The following is a 17,736-nucleotide window of genomic DNA, read 5'->3' as shown; positions in this document are numbered from 1 at the left end:
GAAAACAATGAAAAATACAGAGTCATTTCTGGTAGGCGCCTTTGCCTGCCTGTTGGCGGTCGGTGTGGCGCAGGCCAAGGTTGACCCGGCCCAGGTGGCGCGCCTGGGGCAGGATCTGACCCCGCTGGGGGCAGAGCGTGCCGGCAACGCTGCTGGCAGTATTCCTTCATGGGAGGGTGGTCTGGAGGCGTCAGCCAATGCCTTCCACGCTGAGCGCGGCTATATCGATCCGTTCATGATGGACAAGCCGCTGTTCACCGTGACGGCGGGCAACCTTGCCGACTATCGGGAGCAGCTCAGTCCCGGGCAAGTGGCGATGCTCGAGCGCTATGCCGATAGCTGGAAGCTGAATGTCTATCCAACCCGGCGCTCGGCATCCTATCCGGACAAGGTGTATGCCGCGGCCAAGGCCAATACGGCCACCGCTGAGCTGATTGATGACGGCAACGGGATTGCCGGTTTTAGCGTTGCGACGCCTTTCCCGATACCGGGTTCGGCACTGGAGGTGCTGTGGAACCACCTGCTGCGCTATCGCGGTGACAGCGTCAAGCGCTCCTATGCACAAGCGGTTCCGCAGCCGAACGGCAATTATTTCATGACCAGGATTGAGGATTATTTCCTCTTCAACGAGCACGCCGGCGATCACAACCAGCCCAACGGCAACATCCTGTTCTACTTCCGCCAGTCGGTACTGGCGCCAGCGCGGCTGGCCGGGACTGAGCTTCTGGTACATGAGACTGTGAATCAGGTACGCGAGCCGCGGATGTCATGGATCTACGCGGCCGGTCAGCGGCGGGTAAGGCGAGCGCCGAATGTGGCCTATGACTCGCCCGGCACCGCTTCGGACGGGATGCGCACCACGGACAACTTCGACATGTTCTCCGGCGCCCCGGACAAATACGACTGGGAGCTGATGGGCAAGAAGGAGTTGATCATTCCATACAACAGCTACCGGCTGGCGGACAAGAGCAACCGCTACAGCGATATCGTCCAGCGTGGCCATGTCAATCCGGACTTGCTGCGTTATGAGTTGCATCGTGTCTGGCACGTACGCGCGACGCTAAAGGATGGGCTGCGTCATCAGTACAAGCAGCGCGACATGTACTTCGATGAGGACAGCTATCACCTGGTGGTGGTCGATCACTACGACAACCGCGACAACCTCTGGCGGCTGGGCGAGTCCTACACGATCAACCTGTATGACCAGCCACTGGTATGGACCAAAGGGGATGCGGTGTATGACCTGATTGGTGGGCGTTATGTGATCGGTCTTTTGTCCAACGAGGAGCCACCACACCAGTTCAACGTTGAACTGCGACCCAATGACTTCACGCCGGCGCAATTGCGCCGTGACAGCCGGCGTTAGGCAGAGTCAGGCTTCCAGGTAGTTGCAGATCAGGCGTGACAGCTCCCCGGCAACGCGAGTGCGGGGAGTTTCGCCCAGGGTTCCGACCATGGTGAAGTAGTTCATGCTGGCCAGCAGGACATGGGCGGCGAGGTCGGCAGCCTGAGCAGGGTAAGGGTGAGACAGCTCACCGCTGTGGGCCAGCACCAGCTCACGCAGGCTGTGGCCAATGTAGGCGTTGAGTTCATGGAAGCGCTGGCGGAACTGCAGGTCGGATGAGCTGCGCCGGATCAAGGCGCGCAGCAGACCTTCGTGCCCCTCGAACAGCTGGATGATGCCATGCACAAAGCCTTCGACCTGTTCGGTCAGTGGTGCGTCGTTGCGCTGCAGGTCAGCCAGCAGCTCACCAATTGCCAACTGGCTTTGTTCGACAAAACGCTGGTGAACGGCATACAGCAATACGTCTTTGTCTGCGAGCAGGCGGTAGAAGGTGCCGACCGAAGATTCGGCCAGTTGGGCGATCTGGGCAATGCTGGTTTCTTCAAAGCGGTTTTCGGCCAGCAGTTCGGCGGTCACATTGAGAAAGCGCTCCAGGGCTTTGCGGCTACGCGCCTGGGTAGGACTGGAAATGCTGTACATGGTGAGGTCTCTGTGAAAACCGTTTGATTCTATAGGCCCGCCGGGTGATTAGGCAAACGCGCCAGGACGCTGGCACAGGGACGAATCCGTGGCTGACGGCTTGCATCGGGGAACGCTAATGGCAGTCATGCCAATGACAGGATTCAAGGGGGAAAAGTGAACTTTATTCAGTTGAACAACGCGCGGATTGCTTACGTGCGCGAAGGACAGGGGGTTCCGGTCTTGCTGCTGCATGGGCTGGGCTCGTCGCTGCAGGACTGGCAGCCACAGATCAATGATCTGTCGCGTTACGCGCAGGTCTGGGCTCTGGACCTGCGGGGCCATGGCGACAGTCAGGCGCTGCGAGCGCCGGTCACAGTCGCGGAACTGGCGGGTGATGTAGCCGAGTTTATTGAAACGGTCGGCATTCAGGACTGCATTCTGGTCGGTATTTCAATGGGGGGGATGATCGGCTTTGAATTGCTGGCGCGGCGTCCGGAGTTGCTCGGTGGCCTGGTGGTCATCAACAGTGCGCCGAGCTTCCCGCTGGACAGTTGGGCTGTGCGTTTCAAGGTGGCAACCCGCCTGGCGATGATCCGTCTGCTGGGGTTGAAGACCTTGGGCCATGTGCTGGCGCACAAGCTGTTCCCACACCCGGAGCAGGCTGATCTGCGCCGCCGGGTGGCGCAACGCCTGGCCAGCAATGATCGGGTTTCCTACCTGCATGCATTGCGTGCCATCCTTGGCTGGGCGGCACCGGACTCGGTCAATCAGGCCGACGTGCCGGTACTGGTAGTGGCCGGTGATCGCGATTACACCCCGCTGGCGTTCAAACAGGCCTACACCGCGCAACTCTTGAACGCCAAGCTCGAAGTGGTGTGCGATTCCGGACATGCCACGCCGCTCGATCAGCCCGAGCAGTTGAATGCCTTGCTGCATGACTTCATTCGACGCGACTGTCCGTTCACTGAGGTTGCCGCTTATGTTCCCTAGGTCATGGGTTTCAGCCCTGCTTGGAGTGTGGCTGGCGGCGCCACTGGGGCTGGTGGCCGAAGGACTGCCAGACCCGCAAGCGGTGCGTCTGGATCAGTTGGGGTTGATGCAAGGCTTCCCGCCGCCAGCTCAGGCGCAGATCACGCGTGACAACTACCTGCTGAACTACCCCAATTCTCGCTGGGCTTTTCATCATATGCGCGAACTGCTTCCCAGCCGCAATATCGCGCGTGGGCTGATGCCGCCGAGTTTGCTGCCAACTGGCGAAAGCCTGCGTGAGCGTATCGATGCCCTGGTTTTTGTCGGCCCGGATGATCAGCGACTGAGCTTTGCGCAATATCTTCGCAGCAGCTATGCCGATGCCACGCTGATCATGAAGGACGGCCAGGTCATCTACGAGGCCTATCATCAGGGCATGCCGGCAGAGTCACCGCATATGCTCTGGTCGCTCAGCAAGTCACTGCTTGGCGTGCTGGCGGCGCAACTGTTGGTTGAGGGCGTACTGGATGAGCAGATGCTGGTCAGCGACTATATCCCGGAGCTGAAACACAGTGGCTGGGCCGGGGCTACCTTGCGCCAGGTGCTGGATATGACCGCCGAGGTCGCCTACAGCGAAACCGACCTGCAGTCCGATGTTCTGCAATATGGTTTTGCCGCCGGTTTACTGCCGACCCCGGCTCAGTACGCCGGACCGCAGGATATTTACAGCTACCTGGCCAGCATTGAGGCTGGCGGAGAGCATGGCGAGGGCTTTGTCTACCGCACGGTGCATACCGAGGTGCTGGGCTGGATAATGCGCCGGGCTACCGGCATGTCGCTGGCGCAACTGTTCAGTGAGCGTCTGTGGCAGCCGATGGGTGCGGAGCAGGACGGTTATCTGCTGCTTGATCGGCTTGGTACCGAATGGGCTGGGGCCGGGTTCAACGCGACCTTGCGTGATCTGGCCCGGTTTGCCGAGATGATGCGCCAGGATGGGCGTTTCAATGGCCAGCAGATCATCAGCCCCGAGGTGATTGCCGACCTGCGCCGGGGGGCTGACCAGGATGCTTTCATTGCTTCCGGACGTGATTACCAGCCGGGTTATTCCTACCGTAATCAATGGTGGGTCAGTCACAACCCGGACGGGGTCTATGAGGCGCTCGGCGCCTACGGGCAACTGCTGCATATCAACCCCGAGGCCGGGTTGGTGGTTGTGCGGCTGTCATCGCATCCCCTGGCTCCGTCTGCGCATACCTTTGCGACCACTCGGCTGGCCATGCAGGCGCTGGCCGATCTGCTGCGTTGATTCAATCAGCTGCGGATCTGCCACCAACTGGGCAACCAGCGGCGGATCCGGCGCTCAGCAAAGCGTTGATCCAGTAACCAGACCACGCCATGATCTTCGGTGGTACGGATGACTCGGCCAGCGGCCTGGACCACTTTCTGCAGGCCCGGGTAGAGGTAGGCGTAGTCATAGCCATTGCCGAACTGATCTTCCATGCGCTGGCGGATTTCCTCGTTCACCGGATTGACTTGCGGCAGGCCCAGGGTGGCGATAAACGCGCCGATCAGGCGTGGTCCCGGCAGGTCGATGCCTTCGCCAAAGGCGCCGCCGAGCACGGCAAAGCCCACCCCTTGGGATTCGCTGGTGAACTGCTGGAGAAAACTCTGGCGCTGGGATTCGTTCATTTGCCGTGACTGCTCCCACAGAGGTATCTGCGGATAATGACGGCGCAGATGCGCCAGGGCCTGTTGCAGATAGTCGTAGCTGCTGAAAAACGCCAGATAGTTGCCGGGGCGTTGGTGAAACTGCTGGGCGATCAGGGCGCTGATGGGGCCTAGGCTGTCGGTGCGATCCGGGTAGCGGGTCGATAGTTTGGAGGTAATGCGCACGTCGAGTTGCTCCGGGCGAAAAGGCGATTCAACCTCCAGGGCCTGGCAGTCCTGATTCAGCCCCAGCAGGTCCCGGTAGTAGGGCGCCGGGCTCAAGGTGGCCGAGAACAGGGTGCTGCTGTGCGCCAGGCGAAAGCGTTCGGCAAGAAAGGGCGCGGGAATTACATTGCGCAGGCACAGGGTTGACAGCGCTTGCTGGCGGTCCTGGTAGCGGGTGATGTCGAACAGCGAGTGCGGGCCGTAGGCCTCGGCCAGTCGGCAGAACAGCATGGCATCCAGGTAAAACTGCAACAGCGCGGTGTCATTGCCGGTGGGCTGGTCGGTCAGGTGGTCAGTCAGGGCACTGACGGCCTTGTTCAGGCTGGCGACAAACAGGTCGGCAACCTGCGGATAAATCTGATAGTCGGCTTGTTGGTCCTGGTGTAGCTGGTTCCAGTGCCGGGCGACCCGATCCAGTGGGCCCTTGAGTCGGGCGGGAGCGCTACGGCGCAGGCTGTTGAAGCGGGCCTGGTCGAGTTCGGCGCTATACATGCCGCGGGCCCGGTCGATCAGGTTGTGCGCTTCATCGACCAGCAGGGTAACGCGCCAGTCGTTGATCAGGGTCAGGCTATAGAGCAGGGCACCAAGATCGAAGTAGTAGTTGTAGTCGCAGACCACTACATCGCTCCAGCGACACAACTCCTGGCTCAGATAATAAGGGCAGATCTGGTGCTCCCTGGCGATGGCTCGGACCTGGACCTGATCCAGCCAGCCAGCTTGTAGCGCCGCCAGACGTGCGGCCGGCAAACGGTCGTAGAAGCCCTTGGCCAGCGGGCAGGAATCACCATGACAGGCGCGTTCGGGGTATTCGCAGGCCTTGTCGCGGGCGACGTGTTCGAGTACTCGCAGGTTCAAGCCGGGATTATGCTGGTGCAGAGCCTGCAAGGCCTCCAGCGCCAGATGCCGGCCGGGTGTTTTAGCACAGAGAAAGAACAGCCGGTCCAGTTGCTGGGCGGGAAAGGCCTTGAGCTGGGGAAACAGGGTGCCCAGTGTCTTACCAATTCCTGTGGTAGCCTGAGCCAGCAGTTGCTCGCCATCACGGGCGGCGCGATAAACAGCTTCGGCCAGTTGGCGCTGACCGTGGCGAAAGCTCGGATAGGGAAAGCTCAAAGCGCCCAGGTCATGATCGCGACGTTGACGATGCAGGGTTTCCTGTTCAGCCCAGGCGATGAAACGCTGGCACTGCAACTGGAAAAATTCGCGCAGCGATTCGGCGCCAAAGCGTTCACGAAATACGGTTTCCTGCTGGGTGACGACGTTGAAATACACCACCGCCAGGTCGATTTCATCCATGCCCCACTGCTGGCATAGCAACCAGCCGTAGACTTTGACCTGGGCCCAGTGCAGTACCTGATGGTTGTGGGGAATGCGGCTGACATCGCCACGGTGGGTCTTGATTTCTTCCAGCAGTTTGAAGTCAGGGTCATAGCCATCTGCCCGCCCAACTACCCGCAGGCCTGGGTAGTCGCCTGCCACCGGGATTTCACTGAGGTAGTCCGGGCCGCGCCGGGCAATAACCGTACGGTGCCCGGCCTGGCCTTCCTCGGCGGTTGGCGCCGGGGTGAAACGCAGGTCCAGATCGCCCTCGCGGGCGGTGAACTCACAGAGCGCGCGTACCCCGATCCGGTAGCTCATGCCTCGCTCCAGCGCACATGGCAGACCTGCACCGGCATGTTGTGCCGGGTGCAGAACTCGATCCAGCGCTTCTGGTTGTCCTGCAGACGGTCACCGGGACCTTTGACCTCGATCATCCGGTAGCGCCGCTCCTGCGGCCAGAACTGGATCAGGTCGGGCATGCCGGCGCGGTTGTTGCGTAAATCCTGTAGTAGGCGCTGGAACCAGGCTTTGAGGTGCTCGGCTGGCAGGCACAGCAGAGCCTGGTCAAGCAGCTCGGCAGGCAGCCAGTCCCAGGCCACGAACGGCGACTGGATACCCTGTTTGGCCTGGTAGATGGCGCGGATATGCTGGGCATGGCTGCCATCGTCGAGCCGCGCCAGGCAGCGAGTGAACTGTTGTGCGCGGCGCTGGTGAAAATCGGCGCTGAGCAGATCGACCGGGCCGGTATGGAACGGGTGGAAGAAGGCGCCGGGGAGTGGGGTAAAGATCGCTTCCCAGCACAGCAGACCGAACAGGCTGTTGATCAGGGTGTTTTCGACATAGTGCACCGGGGTCTGCTCGGTGTGCAGGTGTTCGCGCACGGCCCATTCGACGCTGCCGGTATTGGCCAGGGTCAGGTCAATGCGCTCAGGCTCGCAGCGCGGGCGTGGTGCCGGAGCTGGTTGGTCGAGCTGGCGCGCCAGGCGTGCCAGTAGCCGCTCCAGCAATTGCTGCTCAGCATCGCTTTCGGGGGAGGCCAGAGCGACTTGGGCCAGACTCCAGGCGCTATCCCAGGATTCGAGGCGCTCAAGCAGGCGAATCCGGCGCTGGCGGGCGCCAGGGTAGTGGCTACGTTGATACAGCATCACGGCGTTGTGCAGTTCACCGTCGCGTTCCGCTTGCCGGGCCAGCAAAAACAGCAGCTTGGCATGGCGGTTGAGAATCCAGGGGTTGTCGCTGCGCACTGGGCCGAGTTGTTCCAGTACGCTGTTGACACTGGCGCCGGCTTCTAGCTGTTCGCGGCAGGCTCGCAGGTGCAGGTAGTCATCGATATCGGCCCGTTGGCTGAAGCCCCGGGCTTGCGCGGCAATGGGCACCTGTTCATAGCGAAAGATGCCGAGATCAGCCAGGACGAACTCCGACCACTGCTGGCTCAGGTTGCCGAAGAACATCAGTCGCAGGCGCTCGCAGAGCGGGCCGACCATCAGGGTGTAGAGCGGCTCATTGAGAAATCCTGCCAGTTCGCTGAACCTGGTGGGCTGGCTGATCTTTGCACACAGAGCTTCGAACAGATCGGCTTTTCGGGTACTGCTCGGGGTATCAGGCAATAGGGTCAGGAGTTCGCCTCGGCGCAGCAGGGCAAATAGCTGCGCCGCGTCCAGCGGCTGGTCGTCGCGTAGCCAGCCGTGCTTGAGCAAAGCCTCGGCGGCGATAGCGATGTCGCCAATTTCCGGGTACTTCAGTGCGCTGTGGCGAAAGTGCGGACCCTTGCGCATCACTAAACGTACCAGCAGGGCCTGGCTGGCCAGCGGCAAATGCCTGAAGCCGCAGATGAACGCATGCTCTTCGGCGCTCAGCAGGTCGCCGTAACGCTCCTCAATCCAGTTCAGGGCGGTCAGGAAGTTGCTGAGATAGTAATGTTCTGGGCCGAGTGAGTCGGGCATGCGGACTGATCAAGTGCTGGTTATTTATTCAGTATTTTGCTTGGGTTGGCGGTCTTGTTCAAGCTGAGTAGAGGTGTTTCCTGGCTACTGGTCGTCGGAGATGGGGGCTAGGGGGATTTCGGTTACGATTTTGGGGTCGTCCACAGCTGGCCTTTTGCCTATAATTCGCGCCGATTATTCAACCACTTGCAGGGCTTTTGACTGTGAACAAGCAATCGGCATCTCCGAAAGTCACCCATTTATTGAGCAATTGGCGCTGGACCGAGCGGTCCGAACCGGTTACCGACCTGGTGATTGCCGAGCAGCAGGAAGGCGCGGACTCGCAGCTGGTGTGTGGCAAACCCAGCCCCAAGGCGCGACGGTCGACTCTATGGGAGTGCCGCAAGAAAGGCCTGGAGCCGGTTACTCTGGAAATGGAAAAACACTTGCGGATCATGTCGGCAACACGGGATGTGCCAAAGCTGGTCAATGTGATGCGTGAACACCAGACTGACGTCATCAATTGCCATATGCCCAATGCCCATATGCTCGGCGTCCTGGCCAACTGTATGACTGGTGGCAAGCATTTGCTGGTGCGCACCAGTTACAATGCCAACGGCCCGGATGACAAATGGCGTTCACGCTTTCTGCTCAAAAACGCCACTGACGGACTGGTGGTGATCAGTGAGCATGCTCGCCAGCAGGCGGTTGAGCGATTCAAGTTTCCCGCCAGCCGGATTGCAGTGATTGAGCCTGGGATCGATCTTGAGCGTTTCAATACCTCGATGGACCGTGAGCAGGCGCGCGCCCGTTTCGGTTTTGGTCCGGATGATTTCGTGATCGGCATGGCTTCGCGCATTCAGCCGCGCCGGCGGTTGGATCTGCTGCTCAACGCAGCTGCGGAGCTGCGCAAGCAGATTCCCAATCTCAAGCTGTTCCTGGTCGGTCATGGCGATGCCAATAACGTTGTTCATGCGCCGGCCGAGCGGCTGGGCATCAGCGATCTGCTGGTAATGCCGGGTTATATCGAGGGTGATGATCTGGTGGCGGCCTACCGGGCCATGGATCTGCTGTACTTCCCGGTCGGTGGCACTGACCAGTCATGCCGGACCTTGCGCGAGGTGCTTGCCTGCGGTTGCCCGGTGATTGGCGGAAATGTGGGGTTTATCCCCGAACTGGTGAAGGAGGGGGTCAACGGGTTGCTGGTTGATCTGGATGTGGATCAGGCCCGAGACAGCATCCTGGCCTTGTACCGGAATCCTGAGTTGCGTCAGCGCATGGCCTGTCAGGCCGGTGAAGATGCCGAAAAACGTTTCCGGCTGCGCCACCAGGCGCGCCAGAATCTGGCGTTGTATCAGCGCCTGCATGCCTACAAGGCTTTACCCCAGCCGCGCAAGCGGGTGAGCAAGCGGGCCCTGGCCTTGCTGGGTTTCTATGCCTATCTGGCGCTGTCTGAGCTGGAGTTGTTCTGACAGAAGCCTGAACAAGCCCGCGTTGGGTGTCATCTCTGCTTTAATGGGAAGTGCAGGTTTTCCCAGGTTTGCCGGAGGTGCCCATGGATATGCCGAACAAGACCCTGGCCGAGTTGTTTGCCCAACTCGGCCTTGATTCAGACCCGTCGAGTATCGACACTTTTTTCGCGACCCATTCCCTGGACCACGATGCCAAGCTGTCTGAGGCGCCATTCTGGAATGCCTCGCAGGCAGCGTTCCTGCGTGAGGAAATCCTTGAAGATGCTGAATGGGCGCCGGTAGTGGATGAACTCAACGCCCGTTTGCATGAGCGTTGAGTACTACTTCTGCACCCTGTAAGGCTTCTACGCTAATTAGTGTCCTGCTTTAACGGCATGTCGAGGGTTGAGCCATTGTGTGGTGGGCGAGGTCATTGGACCAGCCCCTAGGCGGGGCTGGTAAAACGTTTCAATGCCTGCTGCATAAACGGTTCCAGGTCACCGGGTTGATAGCCATCGGGTTGCCGGCCAAAGGCGACGCTCAGGCGATTCCAACTGTTGATGGCGATGATCGCAAAGGTCAGCCGGGTGATTTCCGTTTCGTTGAAATGTTCAGCCAGGCTCTTGAACCGGGCTTGCAGATCCTGCTCATGGCTGATCAGGGTGACGGCTTCGGTCCAGGCCAGGACTGCTTGCTCGGCGGGGCTGTAGACTCCGGCCTCGCGCCAGGCCGGCAGCAGATGGATACGGGCTGGCTCGGCTCCCAGGGCCTGCAGATCCTTGCTGTGCATGTCGATACAGTAGGCGCAGCCGTTGAGCTGTGAAGCACGCAACTGAATCAGGGCGAGCAGTTCCTGGTCGAGTGTCGAATGATGCAGGTGGGCGCTGATGGCGGTGAGTGCCTGCAAGGGCAGGGCGTCGGCATGTCTGAGGTAGTCGAGACGCATGGGTATAAACTCCAGTGGCTTGAAAAGTGTCAACAACCCCCAGGACGTCGTAGCCTGGACAAGTGTGACAGCAACTGTCACAGACGGACGCAAACCAGCGTCCTGGCTGTACACCACCAGAGACTGCAATATGAATGACAAGGCTGAACTTTTTGATCAGGCCCGCCCGCGTTTGCTGGGCTTGGGCTATCGACTGCTGGGTACCCGGATGGACGCCGAGGATCTGGTACAGGATGCCTGGTTCCGCTGGAGCGAGGCTGATCATAAGCAGATTGCTGACCCCCAGGCCTGGCTTGTTACCGTCGTGACGCGACTGGGGATTGACCGTCTGCGTCAGCTCAAGCGCCGCCGTGAGGAGTACAGCGGGCCGTGGTTACCGGAGCCGGTGTTCGACGACATGGTGCCGGGAGCCGAGCGTCTGGCTGAAATGGCCTCTGACCTGTCGATGGCTTTTCTGTTGGCCATGGAGCGCTTGAGCGCCCAGGAGCGAGCAGCGTTTCTGCTGCGTGAGGTGTTCGATTACTCGTATGACGAGATTGCGGCAATGATAGGCAAGAGTCCGGTCGCCAGCCGTCAGGCCATCAGCCGCGCCCGTGCCCGTCTGCGTGATGAGCGGCCACGCTTCGATGTGGACCCGGCGGCTCACCGGCAATTGTTGGAGCGCTTCGTTGCGGCGATGGCGCAAGGAGACGCCAAGGCGTTTGCCAGCCTGTTGGCAGAAGAGGTGCGGTGGATTGCCGATGGTGGCGGGCGAGTACGTGCGGCATCCCGGGTCTTGCACGGGGTGCGGGCGGCGACCCGTCTGGCGATGGGCTTGCAGCGCAGTTGGCGTGACCGGTTGGAGATGCGTCTGGCACTGATCAATGGTCAGACCGGGGTGTTGCTTTTGCTGGATGGCCAGTTGCGCTCGGTAGTGCTGTTGGAAAGTGATGGTCGCGCCATCACCGGTATTTACTCGGTGGTCAATCCAGACAAGCTGCGCGGGGCCTCAGGCAGCTATCACTGAGGCTGGGCTTCGGACTGGCCAAACTGCAATGCGGCCAGGCGGGCATACAGGGGGTTGTTGGTCACTAGTTCAGTATGACTACCCAGGGCCTGGAGCTGCCCCTGATCGATCACCGCGATCCGATCGGCATGCTGAATGGTGGCCAGCCGGTGGGCGATCACCAGTGTTGTGCGCCCCTGCATCAACCTGGGAAGCGCCTGCTGAATCAGGTGTTCGCTGTGGGCGTCCAGCGCGCTGGTCGCCTCGTCGAGCAATAGTATCGGCGCGTCGAGCAGCAGTGCCCGGGCGATTGCCAGACGCTGCTTCTGGCCACCCGAAAGCCCCAGCCCGGCATCGCCCAGGTGAGTTTCATAGCCTTGCGGCAGGGTCTGAATGAACTCTTCGGCATGGGCGGCCCGGGCAGCGGCTTCGACCTCCTGCTGGCTGGCCTGTGGCCGACCGTAACGGATGTTGTCAGCCACGCTGCCATAGAACAGGGCCGGATTTTGCGATACCAGGGCGAAGCAGCTGCGCAGCTCATCGGGATCAAGTTGGCGGATGTCGATGCCGTCAATCCGGATGCAGCCACTGCTGGGGTCGAAGAAGCGCAGTAGCAGGTCGAACAGCGTTGACTTGCCGGCTCCGGAGGGGCCAACCAGAGCGAGGGTCTCACCCGGACTGACGCTCAGATTGAACTGGTTGATGACCTGGCGCTGAGGCCGGGACGGGTAGGCGAAACTCACTTGTTCAAAACTGATCCGACCACTGGGCGGCTGTGGCAGGTGCTCAAGGTCATGGGTTGGCGGGCCGATTTCCCGTTGGCTGGCCAGCAGTTCGAGGATTCTGCTGGTGGCGCCGGCAGCGCGTTGCAACTCACCAATGACCTCACTCAGGGCGCCAGCAGAAACCCCAACGATGAGGCTGTAGAACACGAAGGCCGCCAGTTCACCGCCGCTGATGCGGCTCTGAATCACATCCATACCACCAACCCAGAGCATGACCCCAATCGCGCCTAGAACCAGGGTGATCACGGCAAAGGTCAGCCAGGCTCGTTGGGCAATCCGCTGGCGGGCGACCTGAAAGGCCTGCTCGCTGACCTGGGCGAACCGGGTCTTGTCGGCATGCTGGTGGTTGTAGGCCTGGACAGTCTTGATCTGGCCGAGTATTTCGCCAACGTAGGCACCGACATCCGCGACCCGGTCCTGGCTGAGCCGGGACAGGCGCCGCACCCGGCGGCCAAAGAACAGAATCGGGGCAATCACCAGCGGAATGGCGGTCATCACGATGCTGGTGAGTTTGGGGTTGGTGATGAACAGCAGGATCATGCCACCGATCAGCATCAGCGCGTTGCGCAGGGCAATCGATACTGTAGAGCCAATCACCGATTGCAGCACCGTGGTGTCGGCGGTAAGGCGCGACTGGATTTCCAGGCCGCGATTGCTTTCGAAAAAGCCCGGATGCAGCTCAATCAGGTGATCGAACACCTGACAGCGGATATCGGCGACCACCCGTTCGCCAATCCATGACACCAGATAAAAGCGGGCGAAGGTGCCGATCGCCAGCGCGACCACCAGCATCCCGAACAGCGCTACCGACTGATTCAACTGCTGCGCCGAGCCTGTGGCAAAACCCTGGTCGACCAACAGACGTAGCCCTTGACCCAAGGACAGGGTAACGGCAGCAGTAAACATCAGTGCCGCCAAGGCGCCTAGTACCCACCAGCGATAGGGCATGACGAAGCGCCGGGCAAAGTCGAGTACATGCCTGTAACGCTGGGAAATCCGGCTCATAACGCCTCGGAAAAGCTAATTGTGATCCCTATGCTAACCTGAATAACGAAGCAACCCACGCACTTCCAACGGGGAGTCGCTGCAATGAGTGGAAAAAATATCTGGACTCACAAGGGAACCTTTCTGTTGGCCGCTGTGGGTTCCGCGGTCGGGTTAGGCAATCTGTGGCGCTTCCCTTATCTGACGGGTGAGAACGGCGGCGGCGCCTTTATTCTGGTCTACGCCTTGACCATCGCGGTGGTGGGGATCCCTATTTTGATCGCTGAGACTCTGCTCGGTCGCTCCAGCCGCCGTAGCCCGATCATGGGAATGAAATACCTGACGGAAAGTCACGGCACCAGTTCGGCCTGGCAGGTGATCGGCTGGATGGGGGCGGGTGCAGCCTTCGTGATCCTGAGTTTCTACTCGGTTATCGCTGGCTGGGCGATCCATTACACCGGGTTGCTGTTTTCCGGGGCGCTGGCCGGCGCTGATGCCGAAACGATAGGTGCCTCCTTCGGTGCCTTGCTGGCTTCGCCAGAACGCCTGCTGCTTTACCATACCTTGTTCATTGGCGCTTCCGGCTTGATTGTCGCGATGGGAATTCACAGGGGGATCGAAGGCGGCTTGCGGATCATGATGCCGGCCCTGTTCGTGATCCTGATGATTGTGCTGGTCTATGGTGTGGTGGTTGGGGATGCCGCTGCGGCCATGCGCTTTCTGTTTACCTTCAACCTTAATGACCTGAGCCTGGAGGGCTGGCTGCAGGCGATGGGGCAGTCATTCTTCACCCTCAGCCTTGGCATGGGTGCGATCATGGCCTATGGCGCTTATATGTCCAGCGAAGCTTCCCTGACGCGTACTGCCGTCTCGATTGCTGTTGTCGATACGCTGATTGCTCTGATGGCTGGGGTGGCGATTTTTTCGCTGGTGTTTGGCAGCGGTATGGAAGCCGGGCAGGGGCCAGGACTGATGTTCGTAACTTTACCAATAGCCTTTGCCGATCTGCCGGGCGGTTCGATCCTTGGTGGAGTGTTCTTCATTTTGGTGATTGGCGCGGCGCTGACCTCGGCGATATCGTTGGTTGAGCCGGTGGCGGCCTGGCTGCTTGAGCGTTTCGATCTGAGCCGTCCGGTGGCCGTAGCAATCATGGTCGGTGGCTGCTGGGCCTTGGGGCTGCTGACCGTGTTCAGCTTCAATGTCTGGTCCGAGGGCACCATTACTCACCAGTGGTTCGGTCGCTCACCCTTCGATGTACTGGAGTTCATTACTAACATCCTCATGCCTTTGGGTGGTTTGCTGATTGCGCTGTTTGCAGGTTGGGCACTGACCCGTGAGGACGTGATCCGGCAAATGGCGACCAATGATCGCTGGTTTTCCGCCTGGCAGTTCCTGGTGCGCTTCGTCGCTCCTACTGCGGTGGCCTTCGTCTTCCTGCGCACCATCCCGCAAGTCGAGGGATATTGGATGCCGGCCATCGGTGCAGTACTGATCATTGGGGCCTTTACCGCAGGCCGGACTTTCATGATTCGGCGTTGAGCCGCCCTAGGGGGAAGGTTTTAGGAGCAGGTGAAATGCTGGCAACAGTCTGTTGCCAGCATTCGCACAGCTGTTCTGGCATGATGTAGGGCTCTGACTGAGCGGTCAGCCGTTCGTCCTTCTGTTTCCGGATATTCCATGCCTTTAAAGATTCTGCTCATTCTGGGTGGCCTGAGCGCTTTCGGCCCACTGGCCATTGACCTCTATCTCCCGGCATTTCCGGCCATGGCGGCCTCGTATGCCACCGATATCGAGCATATTCAGCTCAGTATGTCGGCGTACTTCATCGGTCTGGCTTCAGGACAGTTATTCTATGGGCCGATCGCCGACCGCTATGGCCGACGCAAACCGCTGTTGTTCGGCATTGCCCTGTTCGCTATGGCGTCGCTGGCCTGCGCCCTGGCACCAACTTTGGAATGGTTGCTGGCGGCGCGTTTTGCCCAGGCGCTCGGTGGTTGCGCCGGGATGGTAGTAACCCGTGCGGTGGTACGCGATCTGTGCAAGCCGATAGAGGCAGCCAGGGCCTTTTCCCAATTGATGCTGGTAATGGGGGTGGCGCCGATCCTGGCGCCCTTGCTGGGTGGCGGGATGCTCAAGCTGGGTGGCTGGCCGCTGATTTTCTATTTTTTGACGCTGTTCGCCTGTCTGGCCGCTGTGGCGGTATTTATCTGGCTGCAGGAAACCCTGCCGCAAACCCAGGAACGCCCGGCTTTATCTGGCGCACTGGGCCGCTACCTGCGTCTGTTGCGTGAGCCAGTGTTCATGTTTCATGCTTTGACCGGTGGGTTGGCCATGGCCGGCATGTTCGTCTATATCGCTGGTTCGCCGTTCGTGATCATCAAGCTGTATGGCATCGCGGCGGAGCATTTCGGTTGGTTTTTTGCGATCAATGCCGCCGGCTTCATCCTGTTTGCCCAGTTCAATAGCCGGCTTCTGCGTCGGCGTCCGCCAGTCAAGCTGCTGCAGCGCACCACGCTAGTATTTTTGCTGTGCTGTCTGTGGCTATTGGTCACTACTTTCGTGCAACCGGAGTCGTTGTGGCCACTGATGCTGCCGCTGTTTTTTGCGGTCTCGGTGGTGGCACTGGTACTGCCCAACGCCTCGGCCTGTGCCATGGCTGGGCAAGGCCATCAGGCCGGGCTGGCTTCGGCGCTGATGGGCACCATGCAGTTTGTCATCGCCGGGATTACCTCGGCGCTGATTGGGGTGCTGCATGACGGCACGGCGGTGCCTATGGCGCTGGTGATGACCGGTTGCGCGCTACTGGTCGTGCTTATGGCCCGGCAGGCGCGCCGGGCTGGTGGCGTGCAGTACGGAATGGGCTGATCAACTGGCCGCTACCCGGCGCGGGCTGCCGATACGCTCGAGCAGACTGTTCAGGCGTACGTCTGCCCCCAGCACATGACGTAGTTGGCCGTTCTGGTCAAAGACTGGTGCCGACAGGGTGAAGCAGTAGGCGTCGGTAGCGGAGGAGCGGTAGACCGGGCTGATATGCGGCTGGAGATTGTCCTTGACCGCCCGGAACCAGGGACGGTCGGACCAGTTCTTGCCGCGCATGCTGCCTTTGGTCGAGGCCTTGAGATCATCGGCCGGAATGTTCTCGCTGACCTGGATTCCGTCAGCTCCAACCAGATAAAGCAGTTCGAAGCGTGGATCACTGGCGATAAAGCTTCGCAGGCGCTGTTCAGCCTGGGCCGGTGGGCCGCAGAACACCTGCTCGCTGGCCAGTTCGGTGATCCGTTGACAAACCTGCTGATGCAGGTCGAGCTGGAACCCGCCCAGGCCCTCCAGCAGGTGATCGCCTTCTTCGCGTACGGCGGCGCTGTGGCGTTTGACCTGGGTGGCCTTGCCAAGCAACTGTCCGGCGACATCGGCAATGCTCTGTACGTCCTGGCTGACCGAGCGTACCGCTGCGCCGATCTGCTCGGTACCGCTGGCCATGCCAGCCATGCGCTGATCGAGTTGGGTCATGTCCTGACTGGCTTCGCTCAGGCGTTGATCCATGTTCTGAATACCTTCGCGCCCCTCGGCGATAGCCTGATGCATGCTCTGGCCAGCGTCATTCAAATGCTGCATGCCGGCACGGAAGGCTTCGATGATCTGGTTGACCTGGTCGGTGGCTTCGGTGGTATGTCCGGCCAGTCGGCGTACTTCGTCGGCGACCACGGCAAAACCGCGACCATGCTCGCCGGCGCGGGCGGCTTCGATCGCGGCATTCAGGGCCAGCAGGTTGGTCTGCTGGGAAATGCTGGCAATCATGCCGATGACCTGGGTGACCTCATCCAGTTGTTGGCCCAGGCGCTGAATTTCTCCGGCCAACTGGGCCTCGGCCGACTCTATGGTCTCGACCTGGCCAAGCAACTGATGGCTGTCGCTGCGGCACTGTTGCAGGCGGGCGTTGACGTCACTGCCGAGACTGGCGACCTGGGTCGCGCCGGGGACCAGCTCGGCCTCCAGGGTCATGCTGATTTGCTCGATGGCGCTGGCGATCAACTCCGAGGACTGGGCCAGTTGCTCGCCGTGGCTGGCAGTGTCTTCGGCAATGCTGGCCAGTTCCGGTGCGTGCGCTGCAATACCTACTGCCGCAGTCAGGCTGCTACTGATGCGTTGCTGCAGATTGCGAACGAAATCGGGCAGTCCGGGTAGCCGCTGCCCCTGACTATTGATGTCGACGCTCAGATCCAGGTGCGAGAGCAGGCGTTCCAGGTCGTTGCTGGTTTGTTGTCGATAGCGCGAACGGTTGAACAGACTCAAGATCGGCCCCTTGTCGGTGTGCGTTTATCTGGCATATTGCAAGCAAGATGCCATTATAAAGCGGCGGTATGAGGGGCAGACAGCAGGAAAAAGCGCCATTGGCGCCCATTACTGTAGATATGTGCGCGCAGTTGGTGCGTGGCTGGCATAAAAAACGGGCCTGCCCGTCAGGGGAGGCCCGTTGTG

General features: G+C 60.4%; 14 protein-coding genes. 8 read left to right on the top strand and 6 right to left on the bottom strand.

The window, feature by feature from the left end:
- Nucleotides 1-7: 7 nt before the first annotated feature.
- Entirely contained in the window at nt 8-1,366 is a 1,359-nt protein-coding gene (locus BVH74_RS14975) for a DUF1329 domain-containing protein (protein WP_080050867.1), read from the top strand.
- 6 nt (nt 1,367-1,372) lie between these two features.
- On the opposite strand, the gene BVH74_RS14970 is transcribed toward BVH74_RS14975, so the two are convergent.
- Nucleotides 1,373-1,984, bottom strand: coding sequence for a TetR/AcrR family transcriptional regulator (locus BVH74_RS14970; protein ID WP_080050866.1), 612 nt, complete (start codon nt 1,982-1,984; stop codon nt 1,373-1,375).
- A 156-nt stretch (nt 1,985-2,140) separates the two neighbouring features.
- On the opposite strand from BVH74_RS14970, the gene BVH74_RS14965 reads away from it, so the two are divergent.
- Nucleotides 2,141-2,956, top strand: a complete 816-nt coding sequence (locus BVH74_RS14965; RefSeq protein WP_155121729.1) for an alpha/beta fold hydrolase — start codon at nt 2,141-2,143, stop codon at nt 2,954-2,956.
- Nucleotides 2,946-4,241 (top strand): serine hydrolase domain-containing protein, encoded by a 1,296-nt coding sequence (locus BVH74_RS14960; RefSeq protein WP_218189142.1) that lies wholly within the window; start codon nt 2,946-2,948, stop codon nt 4,239-4,241. Before BVH74_RS14965 ends, BVH74_RS14960 begins: the two co-directional genes overlap by 11 nt.
- A 5-nt stretch (nt 4,242-4,246) precedes the next feature.
- Here the strand turns inward: BVH74_RS14960 and BVH74_RS14955 are convergent, their stop codons facing one another.
- The gene (locus BVH74_RS14955; RefSeq protein WP_080050863.1) at nt 4,247-6,502 is read right to left on the bottom strand and encodes an ATP-dependent DNA helicase; all 2,256 of its coding nucleotides are present in this window, start codon (nt 6,500-6,502) and stop codon (nt 4,247-4,249) included.
- Entirely contained in the window at nt 6,499-8,127 is a 1,629-nt protein-coding gene (locus BVH74_RS14950) for a VRR-NUC domain-containing protein (RefSeq protein WP_080050862.1), read from the bottom strand. Before BVH74_RS14950 ends, BVH74_RS14955 begins: the two co-directional genes overlap by 4 nt.
- 242 nt (nt 8,128-8,369) lie before the next feature.
- Between BVH74_RS14950 and BVH74_RS14945 the strand changes: the two genes are divergently transcribed.
- Together BVH74_RS14945 and BVH74_RS14940 are read left to right on the top strand one after the other, a co-directional pair.
- Nucleotides 8,370-9,578 (top strand): glycosyltransferase family 4 protein, encoded by a 1,209-nt coding sequence (locus BVH74_RS14945; protein WP_131038215.1) that lies wholly within the window; start codon nt 8,370-8,372, stop codon nt 9,576-9,578.
- A gap of 83 nt (nt 9,579-9,661) precedes the next feature.
- Complete coding sequence (locus tag BVH74_RS14940; RefSeq protein WP_080050860.1) at nt 9,662-9,895, top strand: DUF2789 domain-containing protein; 234 nt, start codon at nt 9,662-9,664, stop codon at nt 9,893-9,895.
- A 107-nt stretch (nt 9,896-10,002) separates the two neighbouring features.
- On the opposite strand, the gene BVH74_RS14935 is transcribed toward BVH74_RS14940, so the two are convergent.
- Nucleotides 10,003-10,503 carry a carboxymuconolactone decarboxylase family protein gene (locus BVH74_RS14935; protein ID WP_231705526.1) on the bottom strand — a complete coding sequence of 167 codons (501 nt, stop codon included), beginning with the start codon at nt 10,501-10,503 and terminating at the stop codon, nt 10,003-10,005.
- Between the two features lie 130 nt (nt 10,504-10,633).
- Here BVH74_RS14935 and BVH74_RS14930 point away from each other — a divergent pair, with 130 nt between their 5' ends.
- Nucleotides 10,634-11,509, top strand: coding sequence for an RNA polymerase sigma-70 factor (locus BVH74_RS14930; RefSeq protein ID WP_080050859.1), 876 nt, complete (start codon nt 10,634-10,636; stop codon nt 11,507-11,509).
- On the opposite strand, the gene BVH74_RS14925 is transcribed toward BVH74_RS14930, so the two are convergent.
- Nucleotides 11,503-13,278, bottom strand: coding sequence for an ABC transporter transmembrane domain-containing protein (locus BVH74_RS14925; protein WP_080050858.1), 1,776 nt, complete (start codon nt 13,276-13,278; stop codon nt 11,503-11,505). The two genes, BVH74_RS14930 and BVH74_RS14925, sit on opposite strands and share 7 nt — an antisense overlap.
- 84 nt (nt 13,279-13,362) lie before the next feature.
- Here BVH74_RS14925 and BVH74_RS14920 point away from each other — a divergent pair, with 84 nt between their 5' ends.
- Together BVH74_RS14920 and BVH74_RS14915 are read left to right on the top strand one after the other, a co-directional pair.
- Entirely contained in the window at nt 13,363-14,796 is a 1,434-nt protein-coding gene (locus BVH74_RS14920; protein ID WP_080050857.1) for a sodium-dependent transporter, read from the top strand.
- A gap of 138 nt (nt 14,797-14,934) precedes the next feature.
- Nucleotides 14,935-16,122 (top strand): Bcr/CflA family multidrug efflux MFS transporter, encoded by a 1,188-nt coding sequence (locus BVH74_RS14915; protein WP_080050856.1) that lies wholly within the window; start codon nt 14,935-14,937, stop codon nt 16,120-16,122.
- On the opposite strand, the gene BVH74_RS14910 is transcribed toward BVH74_RS14915, so the two are convergent.
- A complete protein-coding gene (locus BVH74_RS14910) occupies nt 16,123-17,550 on the bottom strand; it encodes a methyl-accepting chemotaxis protein (RefSeq protein WP_155121728.1) in 1,428 nt (475 codons plus the stop codon). It lies immediately after the preceding gene.
- Between the last annotated feature and the right edge of the window lie 186 nt (nt 17,551-17,736).

This window comes from Halopseudomonas phragmitis (genome assembly GCF_002056295.1).
GTDB classification, from domain to species: Bacteria; Pseudomonadota; Gammaproteobacteria; order Pseudomonadales; family Pseudomonadaceae; genus Halopseudomonas; species Halopseudomonas phragmitis.
This window is presented reverse-complemented; position numbering and strand designations above follow the sequence as displayed.

Excerpts from the sequence above, each read along its gene's own strand:
- BVH74_RS14975 (WP_080050867.1), top strand. The coding sequence starts at position 8 with ATGAAAAATACAGAGTCATTTCTGGTAGGCGCCTTTGCCTGCCTGTTG.
- BVH74_RS14970 (WP_080050866.1), bottom strand. The coding sequence starts at position 1,984 with ATGTACAGCATTTCCAGTCCTACCCAGGCGCGTAGCCGCAAAGCCCTG.
- BVH74_RS14960 (WP_218189142.1), top strand. The coding sequence starts at position 2,946 with ATGTTCCCTAGGTCATGGGTTTCAGCCCTGCTTGGAGTGTGGCTGGCG.
- BVH74_RS14955 (WP_080050863.1), bottom strand. The coding sequence starts at position 6,502 with ATGAGCTACCGGATCGGGGTACGCGCGCTCTGTGAGTTCACCGCCCGC.
- BVH74_RS14950 (WP_080050862.1), bottom strand. The coding sequence starts at position 8,127 with ATGCCCGACTCACTCGGCCCAGAACATTACTATCTCAGCAACTTCCTG.
- BVH74_RS14940 (WP_080050860.1), top strand. The coding sequence starts at position 9,662 with ATGGATATGCCGAACAAGACCCTGGCCGAGTTGTTTGCCCAACTCGGC.
- BVH74_RS14935 (WP_231705526.1), bottom strand. The coding sequence starts at position 10,503 with ATGCGTCTCGACTACCTCAGACATGCCGACGCCCTGCCCTTGCAGGCA.
- BVH74_RS14930 (WP_080050859.1), top strand. The coding sequence starts at position 10,634 with ATGAATGACAAGGCTGAACTTTTTGATCAGGCCCGCCCGCGTTTGCTG.
- BVH74_RS14925 (WP_080050858.1), bottom strand. The coding sequence starts at position 13,278 with ATGAGCCGGATTTCCCAGCGTTACAGGCATGTACTCGACTTTGCCCGG.
- BVH74_RS14920 (WP_080050857.1), top strand. The coding sequence starts at position 13,363 with ATGAGTGGAAAAAATATCTGGACTCACAAGGGAACCTTTCTGTTGGCC.
- BVH74_RS14915 (WP_080050856.1), top strand. The coding sequence starts at position 14,935 with ATGCCTTTAAAGATTCTGCTCATTCTGGGTGGCCTGAGCGCTTTCGGC.